1 protein-coding gene is annotated in these 755 nt (G+C 46.2%); it reads right to left on the bottom strand.

Going from position 1 to position 755, the window contains the following annotated elements:
- On the bottom strand, positions 1-755 hold a 755-nt coding region (locus R7Z50_RS26870), incomplete at both ends, for an aspartate kinase (protein WP_318149665.1).

The raw sequence follows: 755 nt of genomic DNA, 5'->3' as shown, positions 1-755 counted from the left end.
TCAGACATGGAATGTGGAATTGCGCGATAGGAGCAATGGTCTTCGGATGCAGAACGGATGCACCGAAGTAAGAAAGCTCCATTGCTTCTTGATAGCTGAGTGACTTAAGCAGTCGTGCATCTTCAACCAATCGAGGATCGCAGTTGTAAACGCCATCCACGTCCGTCCAGATTTCACAACAATCAGCACGTAAACAAGCCGCTAATACTGCCGCTGAATAGTCAGAACCGTTACGACCCAGCGTCACCAATTCGCCTTTTTCATTACCCGCAGTAAAGCCCGGCATGATGTTCACATGATCTTTAGGAAGAGGATTTTGACGGAAGTTCTGTGTCGATACATCAACATCCACCATGGCTTCTAGGTGATCGCCTTTCGCATACAGATATTCAACAGGATCAATGAGGTTCGCTTTTTGTCCTTTGGCTTCCAGTACCGCCTTCATCAATTGAATCGAAACTCGCTCACCTTTACTGATGATGCGAGCATTGACGTTGTTTGGACACATACCAAGTAAGTTAATGCCGTGCACAAACTGACGCAGTTGAGAAAGAGAGGTTTTAACTTGGTTATCGAACGCCGCACCTTCTAGGTTAGGCAATACCGCTTGGATATCAGCAAAAAGCGTTTTAAACGACTCTTCCAACTCATTGATTTGCAGCTCAGCTTCACCATTGCGAAGTGCACCTTCAATGACTGCTACTAACTTGTTCGTCGTTTTACCCGGTGCCGAAAGTACAACGGCCACTTCTTCT

Source organism: Vibrio sp. 1249-1 (assembly GCF_033340495.1).
Note: the sequence above shows the minus strand (reverse complement) of the source record. Positions and strands in the feature narration are given on the sequence as shown.